The following is a 25495-nucleotide window of genomic DNA, read 5'->3' on the forward strand; positions in this document are numbered from 1 at the left end:
CTCACCGCGGGGGCACCGCCGTCGGGTAGTGGTCGGCGACGACCCTGGCCATCGCCCCGTTGGGGTCCGCGGCCACCTGCTTCGCGGAGAAGTAGACGTGGCCGCGGACCTCGGTGTACCGCCCGGCGAGCGTCAGGTGCCGTGACAGCTCCGCCGGATCCCGCCAGGCGGGCGTGGAGCTGCGCGCGTCGCAGCGGTAGAGCGCCTCGCCCACGTACAGCCGTACACCGGTGCCGTCCACCGTGCGGGCCCACCACTCGACGATCTCCGCGTAGTCGGCGGCGGCGTTGCCGATGTGCCAGTACGCCTGCGGCACGATCGAGTCGATCCAGCCCTCCTTGACCCACTTGCGGGTGTCCGCGTACAGGTCGTCGTACGTCTGCACGCCCGCCCGCGTCCGCGAGCCCAGCGGGTCCCGGTCGGCGTTGCGCCACACCGCGAACGGGCTGATGCCGAACCGGGCCCGCGGCCGGACCGAGGCCAGCCGGCCCGACATCTCCCGCACCAGGGTGTCGGTGTTGTTCCGGCGCCAGTCGGCGCGGGAGTCGAACCCCTCCCCGTACTCCGCGAAGGCCGCGTCGTCGTCGAAGTCCTGTCCCGCCACCGGGTACGGGTAGAAGTAGTCGTCCCAGTGCACCCCGTCGACCGGGTAGCGGGAGACCGCGTCGAGCATGGCCTCCTGCACGAAGGCCCGTACCTCGGGCAGCCCGGGGTTGTAGTAGAGCTTGCCGCCGTACGCCACCGCCCAGTCGGGGTTGCGGCGGGCCGGGTGCCAGGAGACGAGCCGGCCCGGGTCGGTGTGGTTGGCCACCCGGTAGGGGTTGAACCAGGCGTGCAGCTCCAGCCCCCGGGCGTGCGCCTCGGTGACCGCCGTGCCCAGCGGGTCCCAGCCGGGGTCGCGGCCCTGCACCCCCGTGAGCCACTGCGACCAGGGCTCCTTGGTGGAGGGCCACAGGGCGTCGGCCGCCGGCCGGACCTGGAGGAACACCGTGTTCAGCCGCCGTTCGACGGCCGTGTCGAGCAGCGCCGTCAGCTGCGCGCGCTGCTCGCGCGCGGAGAGCCCGGACGCGGAGGGCCAGTCGACGTTCTCCACCGAGGCGATCCACATCCCCCGCATCTCCGGGCCCGTCGCGCGGCGGGCCCGGACCTCCGGGCGCCCTCCCGGGTCCGCCGCCCCCCGCACCACCGGGTCCGCCGCCGCCGGAACCGCCCCCGCGGCGGTGGCCAGCACCCCCGCGGCCCCCGCCAGCAGCCCCCGCCGTCCGATGTACGTCATGTGACGACTCCGTTCCGTTCCGTGACATCGCTCGATGTGCGCCCAGCATGCCCGCCCCACCCCGCCGCCGTGGCGAACTCGGGGGTAACGTCGGGGGGCGTGGCGGGCGCCGGAAGGGCCGAAACAGGGCCGGAGTACGGGGGACCCGCGATGGATGAGCAGCGAAAGGCACGACGTGACGGACCTCTCTACCCTCCCGACCGACATCGCACGGGTCGGCGTGGTGGGCTGCGGCCAGATGGGCGCGGGCATCGCCGAGGTGTGCGCCCGCAGCGGCCTTGAGGTGATGGTGGCCGAGACCACCGGTGAAGCCCTGGAGATCGGGCGCACCCGGCTGCACAACTCGCTGACGAAGGCCGCCGAACGCGGCAAGATCAGCGAGGAGGAGCGGGACGCCACCCTGGCCCGCCTCACCTTCACCACCGACCTCGGCGAGTTCGCCGACCGCGACCTCGTCATCGAGGCCGTCGTCGAGAACGAGCAGGTCAAGACGGAGATCTTCCAGGTCCTGGACCAGGTGATCACCCGCCCGGACGCGATCCTCGCCTCCAACACCTCCTCGATCCCGCTGGTCAAGCTCGCCGTCGCGACCTCGCGGCCGGACCAGGTCATCGGCATCCACTTCTTCAACCCGGCCCCGGTGCAGCAGCTCGTCGAGCTGATCCCGGCGCTGACCACGGGCGAGGAGACCATCAAGCGCGCCGAGGCCCTGGTGCGGGACGTGCTGGGCAAGCACGCGATCCGCGCCCAGGACCGCAGCGGCTTCGTGGTCAACGCGCTCCTCATCCCCTACCTGCTGTCCGCGATCCGGATGTTCGAGTCCGGCATCGCGAGCCGCGAGGACATCGACAACGGCATGGAGCTGGGCTGCGCCCACCCGATGGGCCCGCTGAAGCTGGCGGACCTGATCGGCCTGGACACGGTCGCCTCGGTGGCCGACTCCATGTACGCGGAGTTCAAGGAGCCGCTCTACGCCGCTCCCCCGCTGCTCCAGCGGATGGTCGACGCCGGCCGCCTCGGCCGCAAGACCGGCTCGGGCTTCTACCCGTACGGCTGAACCGCCTCAGCCCCTGTCGAGGCACAGGTGGTGGAGCAGGAGCAGCCCGGCCGCCATGTTGGCGGCCGGGACCTCCCCCCGCGCGATCAGGTCCGGCACGAGCTTGAGCGGGACCCACTCGCGCCGCGAGGACTCGAAGTCGTCCTGCGGGTGGCCGACGTACGTGGCCCCCTGCGCCCAGTACAGGTGGTGGCGGGCGTCCGTCAGGCCGTTGGACGGCTCCACGGTCATCAGGTGGCGCAGCGGGCCGGGCCGCCAGCCCGACTCCTCCTCCATCTCCCGCGCCGCCGCCGTCTCGACGCTCTCGCCGTCCTCGACCACCCCGGCGGGCAGTTCCCAGCCCCAGCTGTCGGTGATGAACCGGTGCCGCCACAGCAGCAGCACCTCGTTGGCCTCGTTGACCGCCGTCGCGACCGCGACCGGCCGCAGCCGGATCACGAAGTGGTCCAGGTGCCGGCCGTCGGGCAGTTCCACGTCCGCGAGGTTCACGTCGAACCAACGGTTCTTGTACACGGTCTGCTCACTCAGGTTCGTCCACTGCACGGCTGTGCCACCTTCCGTTCGTAGGTGACCACATCGCAGCAGTCGCGACCCTCACAGGGGAACGCGCAGCGCCCCGTCGATGAGCCGCGCGGACTCCTCCGCGCCGGCGCAACCGCTGGTCCGCAGCGCTTCCCGGACCGTCCGGAGCCGGTCGCGCAGCCGCAGCGACTCCATCCCCTGGGCCCGTTCCGCCATTTCGGCCGCTGCGGCCACCGCCCGGTCCGCCTCCCCCTGCCGCAGCTGGATCTCGCACAGCATCGCCAGCCGGTGCACCCGCCCCCGGTCGTGCGCGGGCGTCCCCACCGCCTCGGCCGCCTGCGCGTGCGCCGCGTCCAGGTCCCCGAGGCTCAGCAGCGCCTCCGCGACCTGTACGTTGACCAGCCCGGGCTGGACGTACCCGGTCTCGGCGGGTTCCGCGCCGGGCCGGATCCGCTCGGCGGCCGCCTCCGCGCGGCGGATGCAGGCCAGCGCGGCCGCCGGGTCCCCGAGTTGCGCGTACGCCTTGGCCTGCATCGCGTACAGGTCGGCGGTCAGCGCCGGGGTGGTGTGCCGCCCGGCGGCGCGCAGGGCGGCCTCGGCGAAGGCCACCGCCTGGCGGAACTCCCGCAGGTGCAGGGACTGGTTGACCAGCAGGGCGATCACGTACGCGCCGAGCCCCCGGTCCCCGCTGGCCTTCGCCAGCCGCAGCGCCTGGTGGAAGTAGCGCTGGGCGAGCCCGTGCGCGTCGGAGTCGTACGCGCAGATCCCGGCGACCGCGACCAGGGAGCCGGTGGCCCGGTGCAGCAGCCGGCCGACGTCGTCGGAGTAGCTCCCGCGCAGCATCGGGGCGGTCTCGCTGCCGAGGAAGCGGACGATCCGGGCCCGGGTGGCCACTCCGCCGGCCCGGCGGTACAGCAGCTCGTAGTGCACCCGGGCCGCCCGCAGGATCTCGATGTGCTCGGGCCCGATCCGGCGCGGGCCCGAGCGGGACACGTCGGCGTCCTCGGGCGGGTTCTCCCACTCCCACACCGGGATCACCGCTGTGGTGCCGGTGACCGCCTCGGCGGTGAGCTGCGCGGGCCGGCCCAGTTCGTCGGAGCGCCACAGGGCGGTGGCACGGTCCACGAAGCCGTCGATCCGGCTGCCGTGGGCGGTGGGCAGGCCCGGGACGCCGAGCCCGATGTCCTCCAGGCCGAGGGGGCGTCGCAGCCGGCCGCCGAGCACTTCGCAGATCAGGTCCGGCACCTGGCCGCGGGGGCGCTGGCCCTTCAGCCAGCGGGAGACCGCGGTGTGCTCGTAGCGCAGCGCGAGACCGCGGGAGCGGCCGGCCTGGTTGACGTGGGCGGCGAGCCCGGCGTGGGACATGCCCGCCTCGGCGAGGAGGGCGTCGAGCAGGGCGTTGGGCTGCATGGGCCCCTCCAAGGGCTCGTCGGAACCAGGCTAGTGGCTGCGTGCTCCACTCGGGTCCAGTGCACCGCATTCACACCCCGTGTGAAGCCAGTACGCGCATAAATGCGTTCCGCACCCTGCCGCGGAGGGGCCCCGGGGGGCTTCACTGAAGAGCCTCGCCAAGGAGGCCGCCCGGGTCGTCGGCTCCCCCTCGTACAGTGCGACGACCCGGCACCGCGCCGTCCGTCCTGCTGTCTGCCCGACACTCCATGGCAGGCGGGCGGCGCACCACGGCTCCGTCGGGGCCCGGTTGGTCGCCGGGTCCCGGCGGAGCCGGGCCGCACCCGCACCGGGCCCGTCCACCGGCCCGGTGCGGAGTGGCCCCCCGGCATCACGACCCGACCCGGCCACGCCGCCTCAGGACGCCCCCCGCCACCAGCCGGACGGGTGCGGGCTCCGGCGGCTTCCCCAACGGGTGAGGGGCCCCTCCGGATGTCTCCGGAGGGGCCCCTCACCCGTCTCTGCGGCTCGGGATCAGGCCCCGCGCAGCACCGCCCCGGTCCGCTCGCCCGCCAGGGCCACCGCGGCGTCGCGCGCGGCGGTGGACTCCTCGGCGGTCAGCGTGCGGTCGGCCGCGCGGCAGCGCAGCGCGTACGCGAGGGACTTCTTGCCCTCGCCCACCTGCTCGCCGGTGAACACGTCGAACAGCCGCAGGGACTCCAGCAGTTCGCCGGCGCCGCCGCGCAGCGCGGCCTCCACCTCGCAGGCCGGCACGGACGCGTCGACGATGAGCGCGACGTCCTGGGTCGCCACCGGGAAGGAGGAGATCCGGGGTGCCCGCAGGGCCTCGCCGCCGGCCGCCGCGAGGAGGTCCAGGTCGAGCTCCATGGCGCTGGTACGGGCGGGCAGCCCCATCGCCTTGACCACACGCGGGTGCAGTTCGCCGGCGTGGCCGACGACCGTCTCCACGCCGTCCAGGACGACGAGCAGCTCGGCGCAGCGGCCCGGGTGCCAGGGGCCGTACTGCCCCTGACGGACCACCAGTTCGGCACCGGCCTCGACGGCCAGCGCGCGGGCGGCCTGAACCGCGTCGGCCCAGTCGGCCGGGCGGCCCCTGCCCCACCAGCCGGCCTGCTCGCGGGCCCCGGCCAGCACGACCGCGGCGTACCGCGGCTGGGCCGGCAGGGCCGCGTCCAGGGTGGCGATCTCCTCGTCCGTGGGACGCCGGTCGACGGGCAGCCGTACGGCGACCCCCGGCCGCTCGCCGGCCCGGAAGACCGAGCCGGTCTCGAAGAGCGCGAGGTCGTGGCTGCCCCGGCTGTCGTTGCGGCGCAGCGCGCCGAGCAGACCCGGCAGCAGGGTGGTGCGCAGCGCCGGCTCCTCGTCGGAGAGCGGGTTGACGAGGGTGACGACCCGGCGGGCCGGGTCGTCGGCGGGCAGCTGGAGCTGGTCGAGGACGCCCTCGCCGAGGAACGGGTAGCTCAGCGCCTCGACGTAGCCGGCGCCGGCCAGCGCGCGGCCGACCCGGCGGTGCAGCCGCTGCCGGGGGGTGAGACCCCGGCCGGAGGGCACCTGCGGGAGGGTGGACGGGAGGTTCCCGTAGCCCTCCAGCCGGATGACCTCTTCGGCGAGGTCGTTCGGCGCGGCGAGGTCGGGCCGCCACGAGGGGACGGTGACGACGAGCTCGTCCTGGCCGTAGACGTCGCAGCCGACCTCCTGGAGGCGGCGTACGACGGTCTCGCGGCCGTAGTCCATGCCGGCGACCCGGTCCGGGTGGTCGGCGCGCATCGCGATGCTGCGCGGCGCGCCGGGGGCGGTCAGCTCGGTGACCCCGGCCTCGGCGGTGCCGCCGGCGAGCAGCACGAGCAGGTCGACGGTCCGCTGCGCGGCCGCGGCGGCGGCCGCCGGGTCGACGCCCCGCTCGAAGCGCTTGGAGGCCTCGGAGGAGAGCTTCAGGCGGCGGGCGGTGCGCGAGATCGACACGGAGTCGAAGTGCGCGGCCTCGATGACCACGTCGGTGGTGCCGGTGACGGCGCCCGTCTCCGGGTCGGTGACGGAGTCGGCGATCTCGGTGTTGGCGCCGCCCATGACACCGGCGAGCCCGATGGGGCCGCTGTTGTCGGTGATCACCAGGTCCTCGGCGTCGAGCGTGCGCTTGACCCCGTCGAGGGTGGTGAACTTCTCGCCCTGTTCCGCGCGCCGGACACCGATCGCGCCGTCGAGGCGGGAGCGGTCGTAGGCGTGCAGCGGCTGGCCCAGTTCGAGCATCACGTAGTTGGTGACGTCGACGGCGAGCGAGATCGGGCGCATGCCGGCCTTCTGGAGGCGGCGGGTGAGCCAGATCGGGGAGCGCGCCTCGGGGTCGAGGCCGGTCACCGTGCGGGCGGTGAAGCGGTCGCAGCCCTGCGGGTCGGAGATCTTCACCGCGTAGCCGTACGAGTTCGGCGCGGGCACGTCGAGCAGCGCCGGGTCGCGCAGCGGCAGGCCGTAGGCGGTGGCGGCCTCGCGGGCCACACCGCGCAGGGACATGCAGTAGCCGCGGTCCGGGGTGATGTCGATGTCGAGGACCTCGTCGACGAGCTGGAGCAGCTCGATCGCGTCGGTGCCGACCTCGTGCTCCGGCGGCAGCACGATGATGCCGTGCGTGCCGTCGTCGCCCATGCCCAGCTCGTCGCCGGAGCAGATCATGCCGTGCGAGGTCCTGCCGTAGGTCTTGCGCGAGGCGATCGCGAAGTCCCCGGGCAGCACGGCGCCGGGCAGCACCACGACGACCTTGTCGCCGACGGAGAAGTTCCGGGCGCCGCAGACGATCTCCTGCGGCTCGCCGGTGCCGTTGGCGGCGCCGACGTCGACGGTGCAGAAGCGGATCGGCTTGCGGAAGCCCTCCAGCTCCTCGATGGTCAGCACCTGACCGACGACGAGCGGGCCCTTGAGCCCGCCGCCGAGCTGCTCGACGGTCTCGACCTCAAGGCCGGCGTCGACGAGCTTGGCGGCCACGTCGCGGCCGGTCTCACCTGCGGGGAGGTCTACGTACTCCCGCAGCCAGGAAAGCGGGACGCGCATCAGATCTCACTCCCGAAAGGCCGGGTGAAACGCACGTCACCCTCGACCATGTCTCGCATGTCTTCCACGTTGTGCCGGAACATCAGCATCCGCTCGATGCCGAAGCCGAAGGCGAAGCCGCTGTACTTCTCCGGGTCCACGCCACAGGCGACGAGCACCTTGGGGTTGACCATGCCGCAGCCGCCGAGCTCGATCCAGCCCTCGCTGGAGCAGGTGCGGCAGGGGCGGTCGGGGTTGCCCACCGAGGCGCCGCGGCACACGTAACACTGCATGTCCATCTCGGCGGACGGCTCGGTGAACGGGAAGAAGTGCGGGCGCAGGCGCGTGGTGGTGCCCTCGCCGAACAGCTCCTGGACCATGTGGTCCATGGTGCCCTTGAGGTCCGCCATGGTCAGGCCCTCGTCCACGGCGAGCAGCTCGACCTGGTGGAAGACGGGCGTGTGCGTCGCGTCGAGCTCGTCGGTGCGGTACACCCGGCCCGGGCAGACGATGTAGACGGGGGGCTTGCGCTCCAGCAGCGAACGCGCCTGCACCGGGGAGGTGTGGGTGCGCAGCACGACACCGGACTCGTCGCCCTCGGTGCCCTCGGGGCCCCGGACGAAGAAGGTGTCCTGCATCTGGCGCGCCGGGTGGTCCGGCGTGAAGTTGAGGGCGTCGAAGTTGAACCACTCCGCCTCGACCTCGGGGCCTTCCGCGACCTCGTAGCCCATGGCGACGAAGATGTCCGCGATGCGGTCCATCAGCGTGGTCAGGGGGTGGCGGGCGCCGGCGGGCACGCGGTCGTAGGGCAGCGTGACGTCCACCGCCTCCTCGACCAGCACCCGCTCGTCGCGCTCGGCTTCGAGCTCGACGGTGCGGGCCCCGAAGGCCTTGTTGACGGCGCCGCGGGCCTGTCCGACGCGCTTGCCCGCCTCGGCCTTGGCCTGGGGCGGCAGGGCGCCGATCTCCCGGTTGGCGAGCGCCAGGGGCGAGCGGTCGCCCATGTGCGCGGTCTTCGCCTCGCGGAGTGCGTCGAGGTCACCGGCGGACGCGAAGGCGGCGAGCGCCTCGTCCCGCATGCGCTCGATCTCTTCCGGTTTCAGTGCCTCGACCTCGACAGGGTCGTACGACTTGTTCGGTGCCGACATCTCTTCCCGTACTTCCGATGGCTGGCTGGTGGGTCCCCGTACGGCACGATCAGACCGATCGACGCAGAGACACAAAGGTGCCAAAGGACGAGTCTAAAGGCCGCCGGGGGTGGAGGAGCCCGTGGGCCGCCTGGCGAGACGCTCCGCAGGGTTACTGCGTGAGGTAGGCCGGTGCGCTCACGGGCAGGATAAATCGGAATTCGGCTCCGCCGCCGGGGCCGCGGCCCACGGTGATGGTGCCGCCGTGGGCCTCCACGATGCCCTTGACGATGTACAGGCCCAGGCCGGTGCCGCCGCGCTTGCTCCCCCGCCAGAAGCGGGTGAAGACGCGGCCCATCGATTCCTCGGGGATCCCGGGGCCTTCGTCGGTCACGGTGACGGCGGTTCCCTTCTCGTGCGGCGCCATGTCGATGGTGACCGTTCCGTCACCGTGGCGCACCGCATTTTCGAGGAGGTTGCCGAGGATCTGGTCGATCTTGTCCGGATCGGCCCACAGGTCGGGGAGGGGACGGCACACACGGACGAGGAAGCGCTCGGGCGCCTGGCCGTTCGCGGTGAGCGCCTGGACGTGGCGGCCCACGGCGGCGGCGATGTCGACCGGCTGGCGGCGCACCTCCAGGCGGCCGGAGTCGATGCGGGAGATGTCGAGCAGCTCGGCGATGAGGCGGGTGACGCGGTTGGCGTCGGCGTCGACGGTCTCCAGCATCAGCCGCTTCTGGTCGTCGGTGAACCGCTCCCACTTGGCGAGCAGGGTGGCCGTGAAGCCCTTCACGGACGTCAGCGGGGAGCGCAGCTCGTGCGCGACGGTCGCGATCAGCTCGGCGTGGCTGCGCTCCGTGCGGCGGCGCGCCTCGGTGCCGCGCAGGGTGACCACGAGGCGGCGCAGCGGCCCGGTGGGGTGCGTACGGATGTAGCGGGCGGAGACCAGCACCTCGCGGCCGCCGGGCAGGAGCAGGTTCCGCTCGGGCTGGCCGCGGCGGGTGGCGAGGCCGCCGTAGGGGTCGGTCAGGGCCCACCAGCGGCGGCCTTCGAGGTCTTCGAGCGGCAGCGCGCGGTCGATGCGGGCGCCGAGCGCCTGGCCGGGGTCGGTGGCGGTCATCCGGGCGGCGGCCCGGTTGAAGCAGATGACCCGCCCGGCGCCGTCGGCGACGACGAGCCCGTCGGGCAGCTCGTCGGGGTCGATCCCGAACCCGTCGGGGGCGGGGTCAGGGGCGGACGCCGGGGGCCGGGCGCGGCCGGCGGGGGCCGACTGGGGCGGGACGCCGCGCAGGCCTGCGGCGGCGGGGGCCGGGCCGGGGCCGGGGGGTTCGGGGGTGTCCCGGAGCCGCTCCTCGGCCGCGCCCGGGGCCCCGGGCGAGCTGTTCGTACCGACGGTCATGTCCCCGTACCCCACATCTCCGAGTACCACAGTGGGCCCCCCGGGCGGCCACATTACTAGCTGGGGGTCACGGAGCGGCACCCTCCGGGCGCCCGCTGTGCACGCGCGGACGCGTACAGGCACACGGCGGCGGCCGTGGCGAGGTTCAGGCTCTCCGCCTTGCCGTGGATCGGGACGCGTACGACGGCGTCCGCGAGGGCCCTGGTCTCCTCGGGCAGACCCCAGGCCTCGTTGCCGAAGACCCAGGCCGAGGGGCCGCCCATGGTGCCCGCGTCCAGCTCGGCGTCGAGGTCGTCCGTACCGGCCCCGTCGGCCGCCAGGATCCGCACGCCGGCCGCCCGCAGTCCCTCCACGGCCTGCTCCACCGGGACGCCGACGGCCACCGGCAGGTGGAAGAGGGAGCCCACGGAGGCCCGTACGGACTTCGGGTTGTACAGGTCGACGGAGGCGTCGGTCAGCACCACCGCGTCGGCGCCCGCGGCGTCCGCGCAGCGCAGCACCGTACCGGCGTTACCGGGGTCGCGGACGTGCGCGAGGACGGCGACCAGCTTCGGCCGGGCGCGCAGGATCTCCTCGAAGGGGGAGTCCAGGAAGTGGCAGACGCCCACGAGGCCCTGCGGGGTCACGGTCTGCGAGACCTCGGCCAGCACCTCGTCGGAGGCGTAGTGCACGCGGGCCCCGCCCAGCAGCGCGGCCTCGACGATGTCGGCGTAGCGTTCGGCGGCCTCGACGGTGGCGAACAGCTCGATCAGCGTCGCGCCCTGGGAACCGCGGTGCTCGACGGCCTCGCGCACCGCCTGCGGGCCCTCGGCGAGGAACCGGCGCTCCTTGGTGCGGAAGTTGCGCCGCGCCAGGCGCCTGGCGGCGGCCACCCGGGGGGATCGGGCGGAGATCAGCTCGTCGGGGTAACCCATGGTGTGTGCGGTTCTCTCTCGGGCTCGGGGGTCCGGGGCGGGCGGGGGCGGTGCGGCCGGGGCGCGCGCGGGACGCGGGACGCGCGGGGCCGTGGGGCCCGCCGGGGTGAAAGCACACGGACCCGCAGGCGAATCGCCTGCGGGTCCGTGGGGGCCGGCCGCGTGAAGCGGAGCCGGCTAGGCCTTAGGCAGCGGCCTTGGGGGCGTTGACGTCAGCCGGAAGCGCCTTCTGGGCGACCTCGACCAGCGCGGCGAACGCGTTGGCGTCGTTGACGGCCAGCTCGGCGAGGATCTTGCGGTCCACCTCGATGTTGGCGGCCTTCAGACCCTGGATGAGGCGGTTGTACGTCATGCCGTTCTGGCGGGCAGCGGCGTTGATGCGCTGGATCCACAGCTGACGGAAGTCGCCCTTGCGCTTCTTGCGGTCGTTGAAGTTGTAGACCAGCGAGTGGGTGACCTGCTCCTTGGCCTTGCGGTACAGGCGCGAACGCTGACCGCGGTAGCCGGAGGCCGCCTCGAGGATCGCCCGGCGCTTCTTGTGGGCGTTTACTGCCCGCTTGACGCGTGCCACTTTTTAACTCCTTGTAGCGGGGCCGTGGGTGTCTTCACACGGCCCGAATTCGATGGGGTCCCGGTCTTGACGTCCCGCTCCCGGCGAGGGGAGCGGAGGACGTCACTTGCCGAGAAGCTTCTTGATCTTCGCGGCGTCGCCGGGGGCCATCTCCGCGGTGCCGGTCAGGCGGCGGGTGACACGGGACGACTTGTGCTCGAGCAGGTGGCGCTTGCCGGCGCGCTCACGGAGCACCTTGCCGGAGCCGGTGATCTTGAAGCGCTTCTTGGAACCGCTGTGCGTCTTGTTCTTCGGCATAGCGCCGTTATCTCCTCGTCGGTGGCGCTCCCACCGGCCCGTGCGGACCGGCTGGCGGGAGCGTCATGTTGTGTCGGTGATCCAGGGCGGGCTGCCCCGGAATCAGGCCTCGGCGTTCGCCTCGTCGGCGTCGGCCTCGGTGACCTCAGCGGCCTCGGCGGCCTCGGTGGTCTCCGCCTCGTCCGGGGCGGCGTCCTCGGAAGGAGCCTCCTCGTCACCGGCGGCGCCACCCTGGCGCTCGGCCTTGCGGGCGGCCTGCGCCTCGCGGGCTTCGGCCATCGCCTCGGTCTTCTTCTTGTGCGGACCGAGAACCATGATCATGTTTCGGCCGTCCTGCTTCGGGTTCGACTCGATGAACCCGAGGTCCTCGACATCCGAAGCGAGGCGCTGGAGCAGGCGGTAGCCGAGCTCCGGTCGCGACTGCTCGCGACCACGGAACATGATCGTGATCTTGACCTTGTCGCCCTGCTTGAGGAACCGAACGACGTGACCCTTCTTGGTGTCATAGTCGTGCGGGTCGATCTTCGGCCGGAGCTTCATTTCCTTGATGACCGTGTGCGCCTGGTTCTTGCGCGCCTCACGGGCCTTCATGGCCGACTCGTACTTGAACTTGCCGTAGTCCATGAGCTTGCAGACCGGCGGGCGTGCGGACGCCGCGACCTCGACCAGGTCGAGGTCGTACTCCTGCGCCAGCTCAAGGGCCTTCGCAAGCGGCACGATGCCGACCTGCTCGCCGCTGGGACCGACGAGTCGTACCTCGGGAACGCGAATCCGGTCGTTGATGCGGGGCTCGGTGCTGATGGATCCTCCTCGGTAGCACCACACGACTGTCTGGCAGACAGCCGCTGACGTCATTTGTCGTCAGACCGACCGCGGCGGAGAATCAAAAAAGCCCCGCCGGGCACAGGCAGGGGCTCCAAAACAACCGGAGCACCGCCGCGTGCGAACCGCGGGGCGCAGACTCGGGCAGCTTTCCATCGTCCGTACGGAACGATGGATACCGCCTGACCGGATGACCTGCCTCCCCGGAGGGTGGTCAGGTGGGAGATCGGAGCCTCCACTTGTGGCCGGGCACACAGGTGTCCGGCCGGTCGAAGTACATACTAGCACCCGCGTTGCAAGCCCGCCGCACGGCATATCGTGGGGCGCATGACTGACGCGACGCCCTCCGATTCCCCCGCCGCCGCCCCGGACGCTCCCGACTACGACGACATGACCCGCGACATCGCGGACGTGCCCGCCGTCGAGGTCATCACCACGGTGGCCGTCCACCTGCTGAGCGCCGCCGCGGTCAACCTGGGCCTGGACAAGCCCGACTCCGAGCACAAGGACCTCGACGAGGCCCGCAAGCTGATCACCGCCCTGGCCGGCCTGGTGAGCGCCAGCGCCACCGAGATCAGCTCCTTCCACGCGGCCCCGCTGCGCGACGGCCTGAAGTCGCTCCAGCTGGCCTTCCGCGAGGCCTCGATCGTCCCGGACGAGCCGGGCCAGGGGCCGGGCGAGAAGTTCACGGGGCCGGTCTACGCCTGATCCGCTCCTCCACGTACGCCGAAGGGGCGCCCGCCGACTGCCGGCGGGCGCCCCTTGCGCATGCGTACGCCGCTCAGCGCGCGTACAGCGGCTCGCCGGGCGGGGCCGGGGCGTCGGCCGGGAGCAGCGCCAGGTCCAGGCCGCGTACGAGCCGGCCGCGCAGGGTCTCGTCGGCGGCGAGGGCCTCGGCGACCCGGCGGGCGGCGGTGGCGGCCGGGGCCGCGTCGTCCAGCACGACGGCGAGGGTGCCGTCGGCGCCGGCCCCGCCCGGGCCGAGGTGGGCGCGGAGCACGGCGGGCTCGGCCGCGACGGCCGCCCGTACGGCCTCCCGTACGGCCGGGTCGGCCAGCGGGTCCGCGTCCGTACGGCCCTCGGCGAGGGCGAGCAGCGCGGGGCCGGTCAGCTGGTAGGGCACGGGGCCGGCCAGGTCGAGGACGATCGTGTCGGCCTTCTCGTGCGCGGCGGCGGCCAGGGCCTGGTGCAGCGGGACGGCGACGGGCCGGGCGGCCGGGTCCCAGAGCGCCAGCGAGGCGGTCGAGGTGAAGGCGGGCAGGGCCCGGCGGCTGCCCGCGGTCAGGGTCGGGACGGCCATGTCGCTGGTCTTCTCGCGGGCGAGGCCGGTGGCGGGGTCGGTCTCGGCCTCGCCCAGCACCGCCACGACGGGTACCAGCAGCCGGGCTCCCTTGAGGGCCCGGAGCACCTCCGGCTCGGCCGCGCGGTCGGCTGCCCAGGCGGCGAGGGCCGCGCTCAGCCGGGGATCGGCGGTGCCGTCGTCGTCGGAGAAACCGGGGTCTGGAATGTTCTTGGTGGCCACAGTTACCCGACCCTATCCCGGCGTGCGGCACGCGGGCGCCGGGCCAGTACGGCGGCCAGCACCAGCAGGGCCGCTCCCCCGGCGGCGGCCGCGCCCGCGCCGAGCCGGGGCCGCCGCTCGGGCGGGCGTACGGGGTCGGGGCCCGGGCCGAAGTACCGCGATCCGGCGGCGACGGGGACCGGGGCCGCGGCCTCGGGGCGCAGCCGGCCGGCGGCCTGGAGGGCGGCGACGGGGTCCACGGTGCCGTGGCCCCGGGCGTCGTCGCGGCCACCGGCCGGGCCGCCGGTGGCGGTGTCCTCCAGCAGCTTCTTGACCTGGGCCGGGGAGAGGCCGGGGTGGGCGGCCTTGACGAGGGCGACGGCGCCGGAGACGAAGGCGGCGGCGGCGCTGGTGCCCCAGCCCTCGTAGTAGGCCCGGTCGGGGTCGGCGATGACCACGTCGACGCCGGGGGCGCTGACGCTGGCGTACCAGTGGCGGGTGGAGAAGGCGGCCTTGCGGCCCTGCCGGTCGACGGCGGCGACGGCGATGACGCCGGGGTAGGCGGCCGGGTAGGAGACGTGGTCGCCGCGTTCGCCGCCGTTGCCCGCGGAGGCGACGACGACCACGCCCTTGCCGAGGGCGTACTGGACGGCCTCGTCCTCGGCGGACTCGTGGTGGGCGGTGTCGCTGTCGTCGCCGAGGGAGAGGTTGATCACGTCGGCGCCGTGGTCGGCGGCCCAGCGGATGCCCTCGGCGAGGGCGCCGGACTTGCTGTCGCGGGCCTGGGCGCGGCCGGGGTCGCCCTCCTCCAGGATGACCCGGACCGGGAGGATCCGGGCGCGCGGGGCGATGCCGAGGACGCCCTGGGAGCGGTCGGGGCCGTGGCCGTGGCCCGCGATGATGCTCGCCATCGCGGTGCCGTGCCGGGCCCAGGCCCGTTCGCCGCGGCCGGCGCCCATGCCGATGAGGTCGGTGCCGTCGAGGACCTGTCCGGCGAGGTCGGGGTGGGTGGCGTCGACGCCGGTGTCGAGGACGGCCACGGTGATCCCGTCGCCCTGGGTGGTGCCCCACGCCTCCTCGGCGCGCAGGGTCAGCAGCCCCCACTCCCGGTCCCGGATGGTGTCGGCGGCGGCCGGCGGCGCCGAGACCCCGGCCAGCAGCACGGCCACCGCGAACACCCCGGTGGCGGCGGCACGGCCACGTCGTGCGGCGGCGGTGCGGGCGGCGGTCATCGGGCGGGCTCCGGGTGGAGGGCGGGGGTGGGCGGGGCCGCCAGGGTGTCGAGGGTGGATTCGATGCGGCCGGCCAGGCCCTGGGCGCCGTGGCCGAGGCCCGCTTCGGCGGCCACGCCGGTGGCGCCGTGCCGGGCGGCTTCCCCGGCCAGGACGGGCGGCGCCTCCATGGCCCTGCCGTCGGCGAAGGCGGAGACGGCGTAGACCACGGCCGGGGCTCCGGCGGCGACGCCCGCCGTCCAGGCGGCCCGCCGGGTGTCGGCGTACGCGTAGGCGGGCGGGACGGGGAGCCGGCCGCGCAGGGCGTTCATGGCGGTGGCGTCGGCGGGGGTGAAGACCAGGCCGACGGTGACCAGGGAGCCGCGGGCGGCGTCGGTGTAGGTGGCGCGGAGCACGCGGGTGCAGCCGGTGGCGGTGAGCGCGGCCCGCCAGTCGGCCGGGAGGGCGGCCGCGCAGTCGGCGTCGGGCGCCAGCGCGATCCGGGTCCAGCTGCGGTCGGCGCCGCCGGGGCCGCTGTCGGGGCCGTCGAGGACGGGCGGCAGGAGGCTGTCGGCGGGGGCGGTGTGCCAGAGCGCGGCGGCGGCGCGGTAGGCGGCGTCGGGCGCCACGGGGCGCTCGTCCGCGCGGTGTTGCCGCCAGGCGGTGACGGCGGCGCCGGCGAGGAGGCCGGAGCCGAGGAGGCCGCACAGGGCGGCGGCCACGATCCGGCCGGGACGGCGGCGCGGGGCCGTCTGCGGGGACGCGGGCGCTCCGGGCTCGCCGAGGACCGCGGTCCGTGGTGTCGACGTGGTCATGCGGCGGCTCCGCCCCCCGTTCCGTACGGCTGCCTGCCCGTACTCTACGGTCCCCGGCCGCCGCCCCCGCTCCCGCCGGGGCCTACCCACCGGTAGGCGGGTCTGGCAAGCTGCCGCCCATGACTTCCGACCGGGCTCGGTACGACCGGGCGACCGCGCACCTCGAAGCACCCCTGGCCATCGTGGACCTGGACGCCTTCGACGCCAACGCCGACGACCTCGTGCGGCGGGCGGGCGGGAAGCCGGTCCGTGTCGCCAGCAAGTCGGTGCGGTGCCGCGCGCTCCTCGAACGGGTCCTGGCCCGGCCCGGGTTCGCCGGGATCATGTCGTACACCCTGGCGGAGTCGCTGTGGCTCGCCCGGTCCGGGTTCGAGGACGTGCTGCTCGCCTATCCGTCGGCCGACCGCGCCGCCTTCGCGGAGCTGGCGCACGACCCGAAGCTGGCCGCGGCCGTCACCGTCACGGTGGACGACCCGGCGCAGCTGGACCTGATCGAGCGGGCGCGGGACGGCGGCGCGGAGGAGGTCCGGGTCTGCCTGGAGCTGGACACCGCCCTGCATCTGCTCGGCGGCCGGATCCGGGTCGGGGCGCGGCGCTCGCCCCTGCGGGAGCCGGAGCAACTGGCGGCCCTGGCACGGGCGGTGAGCGAGCGGCCCGGGTTCCGGGTGGTGGGGCTGATGGCGTACGAGGGCCACATCGCCGGGGTCGGTGACGCGCTCGCCGGGCGGCCGGCGCGCTCGCGGATGATCCGGCTGATGCAGGCGGCGGCCCGGCGGGAGCTGGCCGTACGGCGGGCCGAGGTGGTGCGGGCGGTCCGCGCGGTGGTGCCGGACCTGGAGTTCGTCAACGGCGGCGGTACCGGGAGCGTGGCGGAGACGGCCGCCGAGGACGCGGTGACGGAGATCGCCGCCGGGTCGGGGCTGTACGTACCGCGCCTGTTCGACAACTACACCTCGTTCCGGGGCCGGCCGGCCGCCCTGTTCGCGCAGCCGGTGGTGCGCCGGCCGGGGGTGGGCGTGGTGACCGTACTGGGCGGGGGCTACCCGGCCTCGGGCGCGGCGGGCGCCGACCGGCTGCCGGTGCCGTACCTGCCGGCGGGGCTGCGCTACGACCCGCAGGAGGGGGCGGGCGAGGTGCAGACGCCGCTGCTGGGGAGCCCGGCCGACGATCTGCTGATCGGGGACCGGGTGTGGTTCCGGCACGCCAAGGCGGGCGAACTGTGCGAGCGCTTCGAGACGTTGCACCTGGTGGCGGGGGACCGGGTGACGGCCACCGCCCCGACGTACCGGGGCGAGGGCCGCACCTTCCTGTAGGGGCGCCGCGCTAGAAGACGCGGTCCGTCTGGTCGGGGACGACGCTCGCGTCGTCCCGGCGAACGGGGCCGGGCGTGCCGTCGTGGCCGACGTAGCCGGTGGTGGAGCAGGGGTAGGGGCCGCTCTTCGGCTTCTTGGGCTCGATGAACATCGGGTTGACGATCCACGTGCCGTCGCTGTTGTCGTACGCGCGGCACATCAGCTCGTTCTTGTTGCGGTTGATGACGAGCCGCAGGGCGGTCGCGTCGCGCAGGAACGTTACGTCGGTGTCGGAGTCGCCGGCGGCGAAGACCGGGCGGCGGGCTGCGGGCTGGACCTTCTCGGCGGCCGGGCCGCGCACCCCGAAGACCTCCTGGTTGATCCAGCAGCGCTTGCCGTCGATGTACGTGATCACCGTGTCGGCGCCGTCGGCGACCGATCCGCAGCCCTGGAGGTGGGCGGTGTACGCGCCGCCTCGGGTGGTGGTGTTGCGGATGCCGATGACGTGGTCGGCCCCGACGCCGACGCCCCGGGCCCACACCTCGACGACGGGCTGCGGGGAGGCGGAGCTGATCCACACGTCGAAGCCGGCCTTCCGGAGGCCCTTGATCAGGTCCCGCTGCTGGTCGTAGTAGCGGACCCAGGCGGTGGCGGTGGTGCTCGTGCCGACCCGCTGGGTGGCGCCGACGGGGGCGGCGAGGTTCTCGGCGCGGGCGGCGGCGGCGAAGCCGCGGACCTGGGCGGCGGTCCAGCCCTGCGTCAGCTGCGCCAGCCAGGCGTAGGCGGGTTCGGTCGTACGGTGGTCCCAGCCGGCGAAGGCCGCGGCGCCGGTCCGGGTGGCGGCGGTGCCGTAGACGGCGTTCAGCTCGTCGGCGCAGGCCGCGCCGCGCGGGGTGCCGGTGGGCAGGGGGGCGCCGGGGCGGGCGAGGGGGCCGCAGGCGGTGTCCAGGGCCCGGGCGGCGGCCGGGGTGAGGTAGCGGCTGGTGGTGGTCCAGTCGCCGTTCGCGGGTCGGCGGATCTTGCCGTTGCGCAGCAGCCAGAACAGGGTGGCGTCGCCGACGTCGTTCTTGACGACGGTGTTGTCCCAGTCGAAGACGGCGACGGGCTTGGAGCGGCCGGGCCGGTACGGGTCGCAGCTGCCGTACCGGTCGATGAGCTGCTGGAGGCGGGCCTGGTTGTCCCCGTACCAGCCGGCCGCGAGCTTCGGGGTGGTGCAGTGGGCGCCGGGGCGGGCCGCCGGGGCGGCGGGCGCGGCGGCGGTCAGGGCGCCGGCGGCCAGCACGGCGGCGGCGACGGCCTGGAGCCGGCGCGTGGGGGTGGGTCGGGTCACGGGGGTGATCACTCCTGATTCCGGTCGGTGAGGACCGTCGCGGACGGCAGCGCACGGCAGCACGCGGCAGCCGGGCGTCGTGCGACGCCCGGCTGCCGGGAGGGTGCTGCGGGGGGTGAACGTCTAGAGGGGCGTGACGTACGCGCCGGAGATCCCGCCGTCGACGAGGAAGTCGGTGGCGTTGATGAAGGAGGAGTCGTCGCTGGCGAGGAAGGCCACGGCGGCGGCGATCTCGGTGGGCTCGGCGAACCGGCCCAGCGGGATGTGCACGAGGCGGCGGGCGGCCCGCTCGGGGTCCTTGGCGAACAGCTCCTGCAGCAGCGGGGTGTTGACGGGCCCCGGGCACAGGGCGTTGACGCGGATGCCCTCGCGGGCGAACTGGACGCCGAGTTCGCGGGACATGGCGAGGACGCCGCCCTTGGAGGCCGTGTAGGAGATCTGCGAGGTGGCGGCGCCCATGATGGCCACGAACGAGGCGGTGTTGATGATGGAGCCGCGGCCCTGGCTGCGCATGTAGGGCAGGGCGGCCTTGCAGCACAGGTAGACGGAGGTGAGGTTGACGTCCTGGACCCGGCGCCAGGCGTCGAGGCCGGTGGTGAGGATGGAGTCGTCGTCCGGGGGCGAGATGCCGGCGTTGTTGAAGGCGATGTCGACGGAGCCGTAGGTGTCGAAGGCGGTCTTGAACAGGGCTTCGACCTGCTCCTGGTCGGTGACGTCGACCTGGACGAAGGTGCCGCCGACCTCTTCGGCGGCGGCCTTGCCGGCCCGCTCGTCGATGTCGGCGCAGACGACGTTCGCGCCCTCGGAGGCCAGCCGGCGGGCGGTGGCGAGGCCGATGCCGCTGCCGGCTCCGGTGATGACGGCGGTGCGGCCGACGAGGCGGCGGCAGATGATCTCTTCGTTCGACATGCGGGTCAGGCCTCCGTGCTGAGGAAGACGTTCTTGGTCTCGGTAAAAGCGGTGAGGGCGTCCGGGCCGAGCTCGCGGCCGAGCCCGGACTGCTTGTAGCCCCCGAAGGGGGTCCAGTAGCGGACGCTGGAGTGGGAGTTGACGGAGAGGTTGCCGGCCTGGACGGCGCGCGAGACGCGCAGGGCGCGGCCGAGGTCGCGGGTCCACAGGGAGCCGGAGAGCCCGTACTCGGTCGCGTTGGCCAGGCGTACGGCGTCCTCCTCGTCCTCGAACGGCAGGACGACGGCGACCGGCCCGAAGACCTCCTCGGCGGCGACCGGCGCGGTGGGGGCGGCGCCGGTGACGAGGGTCGGCGGGTACCAGAAGCCGGGTCCCTCGGGGGCGGTGCCGCGTACGGCGGTGAGGTCGTCGGTGACGTAGGACCGTACGCGGTCCAGCTGGAGCCGTGAGATCAGCGGCCCCATCTGGGTCTTTTCGTCGGCCGGGTCCCCGACGACCACGCCCTCGATGCCCGGGGCGACGAGCTCCAGGAAGCGGTCGTAGACGGAGCGCTGGACGAGGATGCGGGTACGGGCGCAGCAGTCCTGGCCGGTGTTGTCGAGGAAGGCCATCGGGGCGGCGGCCGCGGCGGCTTCCAGGTCGGCGTCGGCGAAGACGATGTTGGGGCTCTTGCCGCCGAGTTCGAGGGTGACCCGCTTCACCCGTTCGGCGCACTTGGCCATGATCTGCTTGCCGACGCGGGTGGAGCCGGTGAAGACGATCTTCGCGACTCCGGAGTGCTCGACGAGGGCGTCGCCGGCGACCGCGCCGTGGCCGGGGAGCACCTGGAAGAGGTGCTCGGGGATCCCGGCTTCGAGGGCGAGTTCGGCGAGGCGCAGGGCGGTGAGCGGGGTGGTCTCGGCGGGCTTGAGGAGGACGGCGTTGCCCGCGGCGAGGGCCGGGGCCAGGCCCCAGGCGGCGATCGGCATGGGGAAGTTCCAGGGGGCGATCACGCCGATGACGCCGAGGGGTTCGAGGAAGGTGACGTCGATGCCGCCCGCGACGGGGATCTGCCGGCCGGAGAGGCGCTCCACTCCCCCGGCGGCGAAGTCGAGCAGGTCGCGTACGTTGCCCGCCTCCCAGCGGGCGTTGCCGATGGTGTGGCCGGCCTCGCGGACCTCCAGCCGGGCCAGTTCCTCCAGGTGTCCGTCCACGACCGCGGCGAAGCGGCGCAGGATCCTGGCCCGGTCGGCGGGGGCGGCGGCGGCCCAGCCGCGCTGGGCCGCGGCGGCCCGTACGACGGCGGCGTCGACGTCGTCCCGTGTGGCGGCCGGGACGGTGGCGACGATTTCCTCGGTGGCCGGGTTGAGCACGCTCAGGGTGGCCGGGGCCAGCGCGTCGGACACGTGGTGCCTTTCTGGTGTGCGGTGCGTTCGGGTGCGGGGGGCGGCGCGGTTACAGGCGTTCGAAGGAACGGCGCAGTTCCCAGTCGGTGACGGCGGAGTCGTAGGCGTCGAGTTCGACGCGGGCCATGTTGCGGTAGTGCGCGACGACTTCGGGGCCGAAGGCCGCCTTGGCGATCTCGCTGTTCTCCCAGAGCTCCGCGGCCTCGCGCAGGGTGGCCGGGACGTGCGCGTAGTCGCCGGTATAGGCGTTGCCGGTACAGGCCTCGGGGAGTTCGAGGCGGTGCTCGATGCCGTAGAGGCCGGCCGCGACCAGGCCGGAGACGGCCAGGTAGGGGTTGACGTCGCCGCCGGGAAGGCGGTTCTCGAAGCGGGTGGAGCGGCCGTGGCCGACCACGCGCAGGGCGCAGGTGCGGTTGTCGGGGCCCCAGGCGACCGCGGTCGGGGCGAAGGATCCCGGGCGGAAACGCTTGTACGAATTGATGTTGGGGGCGTAGAGAAGGGAGAAGTCGCGCAGCGCGGCGAGCTGGCCGGCCAGGAAGTGCCGCATCACCGGCGACATGCCGCCCGGGCCGTCGCCGGCCATGGCGTTGTGGCCGTCGGCGTCGACGAGCGAGAGGTGGATGTGACAGGAATTGCCCTCGCGCTCGTCGTACTTGGCCATGAAGGTGAGCGAGACGCCCTCCTGCGCGGCGATCTCCTTGGCGCCCGTCTTGTAGACGGAGTGCTGGTCGCAGGTGGTGAGCGCCTCGTCGTAGCGGAAGACGATCTCGTGCTGGCCGAGGTTGCACTCGCCCTTGGCGGACTCCACGACCAGGCCGGCGGCCTGCATCTCGTTGCGGATGCGGCGCAGCAGGGGTTCGACGCGGCCGGTGCCGAGGACCGAGTAGTCGATGTTGTACTGGTTGGCGGGGGTCAGGCCGCGGTAGCCGGAGTCCCAGGCCTGCTCGTACGTGTCCTTGAAGACCATGAACTCCAGCTCGGTGCCGACCATCGCCGTGTAGCCGTGCTCGGCGAGGCGTTCCAGCTGGCGGCGCAGGATCTGGCGGGGGGCGGCGACGACGGGCCCGCCGTCGTTCCAGGCGAGGTCGGCGAGGACGAAGGCGCTGCCGGGGTTCCAGGGGACGCGGCGCAGGGTGGCGAGGTCGGGGTGCATGGCGAAGTCGCCGTAACCCCGGTCCCAGGAGGACATCTCGTAGCCGTCGACGGTGTTCATGTCGGTGTCGACGGCGAGGAGGTAGTTGCAGCCCTCGGTGCCGTGGGCGAGGACCTCGTCGAGGAAGAACTGTGCGGCGAACCGCTTGCCCTGGAGGCGCCCCTGCATGTCGGGGAAGGCCAGGACGACGGTGTCGATCTCACCGCTCGCGACGAGGGCGCGGAGCTCCTCGGGCGCGAGCGGCGGCTTGCGGTCTACCACTGGAATCTCTCCTTCGGTGAGCCGAGGGGGCCTAAGGTATTGAATAAGACCATTGCTTGGGAAGGGGAGGGGCCGAGATGACCGACACGGCGGGCGAGGGTGGCGCGATCGCGCGGCTGAATCCCGTACTGCGCCAGGTGCGGGCGGGCAACGGTTTCGAGGAGGCGCTGGAGCAGATCCTCCAGGTGGTCCGGCTGGGTCTGGTCCCGGGCGGGGAACGGCTGCCGCCCGAGCGCGAGCTGGCGGAGCGGATGGGGATCAGCCGGGTCACCCTGCGCGAGGTGCTCAAGGTGCTCCAGGACCAGGGCCTGGTCGAGGCCCGGCGCGGCCGGTACGGCGGAACGTTCGTGCTGAGCCGTCCGGACCCGCCGGCCGGTGGCGCGGAGGAGGAGCTGCGGCGGCGGGTGGCCGGGGTGGACATCGAGGACGCGCTGCGCTTCCGCGAGGTGCTGGAGGTGGGCGCGGCCGGACTGTGCGCCGCGCACGGGCTGACCGAGGAGGGCGCCGAACGGCTGCTGCGCGCGCTCACGGCCACCCATGACGCCCCGCTCACCGACTACCGCCGCCAGGACACCCTCTTCCACCTCACCCTGTGCGAACTCGCCGGCTCACCCTCGCTGACGGCCCAGTACGCGGCCGTCCGGGCCACCGTGAACGACCTGCTGGACTGCATCCCGCTGCTGGTGCGCAACCTGGAGCACTCGCAGCAGCAGCACACCGCCCTGGTGGAGGCGGTGCTGGAGCGGGACGCCGGCGCGGCGCGGACCGTGATGCGCGAGCACTGCTGCGGGACGGCGGCCCTGCTGCGCGGCTTCCTCGCCTGAGGGACGGGCGCCCTTTCGGACGGCCCGGCGGAGGTTCGGGGCAGGCCCGGGGGAGGTTTTCGTAACCGCTGTTTAACGCAGGGGTCTTGCGCCCACCCCGCCCCGGACGCAAAGGTACGGCACACAACCATTGCCCCAACCCTTGCACCGCATTGCCCTAGGCAGGAGCGCACATGGCCGACGACACCGCACCCCCGCCCCTGTCCGCGCCGCCCTCCCCGGGAGCCGCGGACGCCGAGTACCTCAAGCGCCGCACCCTGCGCCGCGGCAGCGCCGGCTGGCTGCTGCTGACCGGCCTCGGTGTCGCGTACGTCGTCTCGGGCGACTTCTCCGGCTGGAACGTCGGCCTGGACAAGGGCGGCTTCGGCGGCCTCGCCATCGCCACCGTACTGATGGGCGTCATGTACGCCTGCCTGGTCTTCTCCCTCGCCGAGCTGTCCACGATCCTGCCCACGGCGGGCGGCGGCTACGGCTTCGCCCGCCGCGCCCTCGGCCCCTGGGGCGGCTTCCTCACCGGGACGGCCATCCTCATCGAGTACATCCTCGCCCCGGCCGCCATCGTCATCTTCATCGGCGACTACGTCGAATCCCTCGGCCTGTTCGGGCTCACCTCCGGCTGGCCCGTGTACCTGGGCTGCTTCGTCGTCTTCATCGGCGTCCACCTGTGGGGCGTGGGCGAGGCCCTGCGCTTCAGCCTGGTCGTCACCGCCATAGCCGTCGCCGCGCTGCTGGTCTTCGCGGCCGGGGCGCTCACCGGCTTCGACGCCGCCTCCCTCGACGACATCGCCGTCGACACCGGCGCGTTCGGCTCCAGCTCCTGGCTGCCGTTCGGCGTCCTCGGCATCTGGGCCGCGTTCCCCTTCGGCATGTGGTTCTTCCTGGGCGTCGAGGGCGTGCCGCTCGCCGCCGAGGAGGCCAAGGACCCGGTCCGTTCCATGCCGAAGGCCCTCGCCATCGCCATGGGCATCCTGGCCCTGCTCGCCCTGATCACCTTCTTCGCCGCCACCGGCGCGCGGGGCGCGGACGCCGTCAGGTCCGCGGGCAACCCCCTGGTCGTGGCCCTGGAGGGGGACGGCGGACCGACCGCCCTGAGCCGCTTCGTGAACTACGCGGGCCTCGCCGGCCTCGTCGCCTCCTTCTTCTCCCTCATCTACGCGGGCTCGCGCCAGCTGTTCGCCCTCTCCCGCGCCGGGTACCTGCCGCGCTTCCTCTCGCTGACCTCCCGGCGCAAGGCCCCGTACCTCGGACTGGTGATTCCGGGCGCGATCGGTTTCGCGCTGGCGGCGGCCACCGGCAACGGCGCGCGGATGCTGAACATCGCGGTGTTCGGGGCGACCATCTCCTACGCCCTGATGGCCCTCTCGCACATCGTGCTGCGCCACCGCGAGCCCGGCCTGGAACGCCCCTACCGCACCCCCGGTGGCGTCCTGACCTCGTCCGTCGCCTTCGTCCTCGCCCTTTCGGCGCTGGTGGCCACCTTCCTGGTGGACCAGGACGCGGCGTTCATCGCGCTCGGCGTCTACGCCGTCGCCCTCGCCTACTTCGCCTTCTACAGCCGCCGCCACCTGGTCGCCTCGGCGCCCGAGGAGGAGTTCGCCGCGCTGGCGGCGGCCGAGGCGGAGTTGACCCGCGGCTGAAATCCTGATCCCGCTCGTTGTCCGGCACCATCCTGGAGGTAGCACCGTGCCCAGGCCGCTCATCGGCATCACCACCTACGTCGAGGAATCCACCCGCTACGGCGTGTGGGACCTGTCCGCCTCGCTCGTCCCCGCCGGGTACTACGAACTCGTGCAGGCGGCGGGGGGCGCGGCCGTGCTCCTGCCGCCGGACGAACCGCAGCGGGCGGCGGAGGTGCTGGGCCGGGTGGACGGCCTGATCGTCGCGGGCGGCCCGGACGTGGACCCGGTCCGCTACGGGGCCGCCCGTGACCCCCGTACGGGTCCCCCCGCGACCGTCCGCGACGAGTGGGAACTCGCGCTGATCGGGGCGGCGCTGGCGGACGGGGTTCCGCTGCTGGGGATCTGCCGGGGCATGCAGGCGCTGAACGTGGCCCTCGGCGGGACGCTGATCCAGCACATCGACGGCCACGTCGACACCCCCGGCATCACGTCCTGGCACCCGGTCAGCCCCGTCCCCGGCACCCGCTACGCCGAACTCGTCCCCGAGGTGGCGGACGTCCCCACCTACCACCACCAGGCCGTCGACCGCCTGGGGCGGGGCCTGATCGTCTCCGCGTACGCCGAGGACGGCACGGTGGAGGCCATCGAACTCCCGGCGGGCGAGCCGTGGGTGGTCGGCGTCCAATGGCACCCGGAGCGGGACAAGGACACCCGGGTCATGGCGGCCCTCTTGGCGGCAGCGGGCGCGTACGCGACGGTGTTTTGACGCGCCCCTCGCA

The 25495-nt window shown here is 73.7% G+C and carries 23 protein-coding genes; 6 read left to right on the forward strand and 17 right to left on the reverse strand.

Annotated elements, in window-relative coordinates; translation table 11 throughout:
• Position 1: 1 nt before the first annotated feature.
• Positions 2 to 1276, reverse strand: a complete 1275-nt coding sequence (locus ACZ6ZT_RS16480; protein WP_469719854.1) for a glycoside hydrolase family 10-like protein — start codon at positions 1274 to 1276, stop codon at positions 2 to 4.
• A 154-nt stretch (positions 1277 to 1430) separates the two neighbouring features.
• Between ACZ6ZT_RS16480 and ACZ6ZT_RS16485 the strand changes: the two genes are divergently transcribed.
• The gene (locus ACZ6ZT_RS16485) at positions 1431 to 2333 is read left to right on the forward strand and encodes a 3-hydroxybutyryl-CoA dehydrogenase (protein ID WP_385009133.1); all 903 of its coding nucleotides are present in this window, start codon (positions 1431 to 1433) and stop codon (positions 2331 to 2333) included.
• Positions 2334 to 2339: 6 nt separating this feature from the next.
• Here ACZ6ZT_RS16485 and ACZ6ZT_RS16490 read toward each other — a convergent pair whose 3' ends face one another.
• The 9 genes from ACZ6ZT_RS16490 to infC all read right to left on the reverse strand — a co-directional run bounded on the left by ACZ6ZT_RS16490 (position 2340) and on the right by infC (position 12419).
• Complete coding sequence (locus ACZ6ZT_RS16490) at positions 2340 to 2876, reverse strand: NUDIX hydrolase (RefSeq protein WP_469719855.1); 537 nt, start codon at positions 2874 to 2876, stop codon at positions 2340 to 2342.
• A 51-nt stretch (positions 2877 to 2927) separates the two neighbouring features.
• Complete coding sequence (locus ACZ6ZT_RS16495) at positions 2928 to 4265, reverse strand: transcriptional regulator (protein WP_469719856.1); 1338 nt, start codon at positions 4263 to 4265, stop codon at positions 2928 to 2930.
• Between the two features lie 513 nt (positions 4266 to 4778).
• The gene (gene pheT, locus ACZ6ZT_RS16500) at positions 4779 to 7307 is read right to left on the reverse strand and encodes a phenylalanine--tRNA ligase subunit beta (RefSeq protein ID WP_469719857.1); all 2529 of its coding nucleotides are present in this window, start codon (positions 7305 to 7307) and stop codon (positions 4779 to 4781) included.
• The gene (pheS, locus tag ACZ6ZT_RS16505) at positions 7307 to 8434 is read right to left on the reverse strand and encodes a phenylalanine--tRNA ligase subunit alpha (protein WP_360887488.1); all 1128 of its coding nucleotides are present in this window, start codon (positions 8432 to 8434) and stop codon (positions 7307 to 7309) included. The genes pheT and pheS overlap by 1 nt, the downstream gene beginning before the upstream one ends.
• Positions 8435 to 8585: 151 nt before the next feature.
• On the reverse strand, positions 8586 to 9812 hold the full coding sequence (locus tag ACZ6ZT_RS16510) for a sensor histidine kinase (RefSeq protein ID WP_469719858.1): 1227 nt from the start codon (positions 9810 to 9812) through the stop codon (positions 8586 to 8588).
• 56 nt (positions 9813 to 9868) lie between these two features.
• Entirely contained in the window at positions 9869 to 10726 is an 858-nt protein-coding gene (locus tag ACZ6ZT_RS16515) for a TrmH family RNA methyltransferase (protein WP_469719859.1), read from the reverse strand.
• A gap of 184 nt (positions 10727 to 10910) precedes the next feature.
• Positions 10911 to 11297, reverse strand: a complete 387-nt coding sequence (gene rplT, locus ACZ6ZT_RS16520; RefSeq protein ID WP_007263143.1) for a 50S ribosomal protein L20 — start codon at positions 11295 to 11297, stop codon at positions 10911 to 10913.
• A gap of 102 nt (positions 11298 to 11399) precedes the next feature.
• A complete protein-coding gene (rpmI, locus tag ACZ6ZT_RS16525) occupies positions 11400 to 11594 on the reverse strand; it encodes a 50S ribosomal protein L35 (protein WP_030387121.1) in 195 nt (64 codons plus the stop codon).
• A gap of 102 nt (positions 11595 to 11696) precedes the next feature.
• Positions 11697 to 12419 carry a translation initiation factor IF-3 gene (gene infC, locus ACZ6ZT_RS16530; RefSeq protein ID WP_469719860.1) on the reverse strand — a complete coding sequence of 241 codons (723 nt, stop codon included), beginning with the start codon at positions 12417 to 12419 and terminating at the stop codon, positions 11697 to 11699.
• A 324-nt stretch (positions 12420 to 12743) separates the two neighbouring features.
• Here infC and ACZ6ZT_RS16535 point away from each other — a divergent pair, with 324 nt between their 5' ends.
• Entirely contained in the window at positions 12744 to 13124 is a 381-nt protein-coding gene (locus ACZ6ZT_RS16535; protein ID WP_469719861.1) for a DUF1844 domain-containing protein, read from the forward strand.
• Between the two features lie 73 nt (positions 13125 to 13197).
• On the opposite strand, the gene ACZ6ZT_RS16540 is transcribed toward ACZ6ZT_RS16535, so the two are convergent.
• From ACZ6ZT_RS16540 to ACZ6ZT_RS16550, 3 genes are read right to left on the reverse strand one after another with little or no spacing between them, the layout of a single operon-like run.
• Complete coding sequence (locus ACZ6ZT_RS16540; protein WP_469719862.1) at positions 13198 to 13938, reverse strand: SseB family protein; 741 nt, start codon at positions 13936 to 13938, stop codon at positions 13198 to 13200.
• 2 nt (positions 13939 to 13940) lie between these two features.
• The gene (gene mycP / locus ACZ6ZT_RS16545; RefSeq protein ID WP_469719863.1) at positions 13941 to 15149 is read right to left on the reverse strand and encodes a type VII secretion-associated serine protease mycosin; all 1209 of its coding nucleotides are present in this window, start codon (positions 15147 to 15149) and stop codon (positions 13941 to 13943) included.
• Positions 15146 to 15943 (reverse strand): hypothetical protein, encoded by a 798-nt coding sequence (locus tag ACZ6ZT_RS16550; RefSeq protein ID WP_469719864.1) that lies wholly within the window; start codon positions 15941 to 15943, stop codon positions 15146 to 15148. The genes mycP and ACZ6ZT_RS16550 overlap by 4 nt, the downstream gene beginning before the upstream one ends.
• 119 nt (positions 15944 to 16062) lie before the next feature.
• Here ACZ6ZT_RS16550 and ACZ6ZT_RS16555 point away from each other — a divergent pair, with 119 nt between their 5' ends.
• Positions 16063 to 17256, forward strand: coding sequence for an amino acid deaminase/aldolase (locus tag ACZ6ZT_RS16555; protein ID WP_469719865.1), 1194 nt, complete (start codon positions 16063 to 16065; stop codon positions 17254 to 17256).
• A 10-nt stretch (positions 17257 to 17266) separates the two neighbouring features.
• On the opposite strand, the gene ACZ6ZT_RS16560 is transcribed toward ACZ6ZT_RS16555, so the two are convergent.
• From ACZ6ZT_RS16560 to ACZ6ZT_RS16575, 4 genes are all read right to left on the reverse strand, one after another.
• Complete coding sequence (locus ACZ6ZT_RS16560; protein WP_469719866.1) at positions 17267 to 18565, reverse strand: haloacid dehalogenase-like hydrolase; 1299 nt, start codon at positions 18563 to 18565, stop codon at positions 17267 to 17269.
• A 123-nt stretch (positions 18566 to 18688) separates the two neighbouring features.
• Complete coding sequence (locus tag ACZ6ZT_RS16565) at positions 18689 to 19474, reverse strand: 3-oxoacyl-ACP reductase (RefSeq protein WP_469719867.1); 786 nt, start codon at positions 19472 to 19474, stop codon at positions 18689 to 18691.
• Between the two features lie 5 nt (positions 19475 to 19479).
• Positions 19480 to 20859, reverse strand: a complete 1380-nt coding sequence (locus ACZ6ZT_RS16570; RefSeq protein WP_469719868.1) for an aldehyde dehydrogenase family protein — start codon at positions 20857 to 20859, stop codon at positions 19480 to 19482.
• 49 nt (positions 20860 to 20908) lie between these two features.
• Positions 20909 to 22273 carry a glutamine synthetase family protein gene (locus ACZ6ZT_RS16575; protein WP_469719869.1) on the reverse strand — a complete coding sequence of 455 codons (1365 nt, stop codon included), beginning with the start codon at positions 22271 to 22273 and terminating at the stop codon, positions 20909 to 20911.
• Between the two features lie 77 nt (positions 22274 to 22350).
• Here ACZ6ZT_RS16575 and ACZ6ZT_RS16580 point away from each other — a divergent pair, with 77 nt between their 5' ends.
• The 3 genes from ACZ6ZT_RS16580 (at position 22351) to ACZ6ZT_RS16590 (ending at position 25482) form a co-directional block, all read left to right on the forward strand.
• Positions 22351 to 23097 carry a FadR/GntR family transcriptional regulator gene (locus ACZ6ZT_RS16580; protein WP_469719870.1) on the forward strand — a complete coding sequence of 249 codons (747 nt, stop codon included), beginning with the start codon at positions 22351 to 22353 and terminating at the stop codon, positions 23095 to 23097.
• A gap of 173 nt (positions 23098 to 23270) precedes the next feature.
• Positions 23271 to 24734 (forward strand): ethanolamine permease, encoded by a 1464-nt coding sequence (eat, locus tag ACZ6ZT_RS16585; RefSeq protein ID WP_469719871.1) that lies wholly within the window; start codon positions 23271 to 23273, stop codon positions 24732 to 24734.
• 46 nt (positions 24735 to 24780) lie between these two features.
• Positions 24781 to 25482, forward strand: coding sequence for a gamma-glutamyl-gamma-aminobutyrate hydrolase family protein (locus tag ACZ6ZT_RS16590; RefSeq protein WP_469719872.1), 702 nt, complete (start codon positions 24781 to 24783; stop codon positions 25480 to 25482).
• The last annotated feature ends 13 nt before the right edge of the window (positions 25483 to 25495 follow it).

It is taken from the genome of Streptomyces sp. NPDC102258, from assembly GCF_055584685.1.